1 protein-coding gene is annotated in these 1,222 nt (G+C 48.2%); it reads right to left on the reverse strand.

The genetic code is table 11. The features are described 5' to 3' along the window. On the reverse strand, window positions 1-1,115 hold a 1,115-nt coding region (locus tag KDK13_RS05095), incomplete at its 3' end, for a hypothetical protein (protein ID WP_257283866.1). Window positions 1,116-1,222 lie beyond the last annotated feature (107 nt).

A 1,222-nucleotide genomic window follows, 5' to 3' on the forward strand; every position in this document is an offset into this window, starting at 1 on the left:
GTCCTGACAAGAGCGGGTAATCGAGCATATCCGGCACCCAGAAAAACAGCATTGACCAGAGCATTTAAAGAGCTGCTAACAGACATCCCCAAGTGGCTGGCAACGGTCATTGAAATTACATCCGACAGACATATGCCTACTTCTAATTGATCAGCACGTATCAATAATTTCAAAGGGTTCCATACAAAAGAGAAGCTTGTGACATCAGTCATTTGCGTCAGAGATGCCGTATTGGCGGTTCCCGGAGATATCTGTTCGAGACGCTGAATCAGGCTACGAATCATTATCATGAGCCCTTGCATAAGGTCTGCAGATTGTGGCGGAGCAACATCGTTAACAAATGAGAGGACGTTAACTTTAAATGCTAATCTGCCAAGTGCCTGATAGTCTTGATTCCTTACTAAATCAAAGACCTCGTTCTCATATTGATCCAAATAATGGGCCATCCCCAGCGGCTGACTAAGTTGATTGGCAAGAGCTATTGCATCCTGGCCTGTCGCAAAATTACGCTGCATCATAAGGGTAAATTCATTGCGCATTGCAGAAAAACCCCGTAAAAACTCCAACAGTTGCGGGACCATGTTGTCTTCGGCAATGACACGTTCAGTCCCTATCAGCCCCCTGATTCTGCTTAAGAAATCCTGCCCCGAAAGGATCATTCTTTTTGAACGATGGTGATGGTCTACTGTCGTTGAGCTGGTATTCCGGGCAGGCGCGATTGTGGTGTTAAACTCATGAATAATGTCATCCACCCCGGCTGCTACGATATCGAAATAGTGACGAGCGACATTAGGAAAAGTGGCATTAGGGAAAGTGCCATTAGTGAACGTGCCATTGATCGTTTGGGCGAAGGCTTCAATGCCCTCAAGCAGCATATATCCGGCAAAATCCCTGGCACTGTCCTTAACAAAGGTGACTAATTCCGTGAGGTTAAGGGCCGGAAACAGTTGTTGAAAATAAATCAGGTCATTTTCGTACATGCCAAGATTGGTTGATTTGCCCAGGTCGTCCACTATGGCGGTCAGTTGCTGATCCAGTGTTAAATTGGTAGCGGCCAGCGAACTGGACAGGGCCAGGGTGGTCCTGGCGGGCACGATGTGGGTGATGCCGCCCAATGAGTGTGCCGGGATAATACTGTCAGTCCAGGGTGGCAGGGTGTTGACCAGCGAGGGAGTACTGGTCGGTAGTAGTATCGGGCTGTTGGCAATGCTTGCAGAGGCAG

Origin of the sequence: Endozoicomonas sp. SESOKO1, from assembly GCF_024606265.1 — a bacterium.
Taxonomy (GTDB): Bacteria; Pseudomonadota; Gammaproteobacteria; order Pseudomonadales; family Endozoicomonadaceae; genus Endozoicomonas.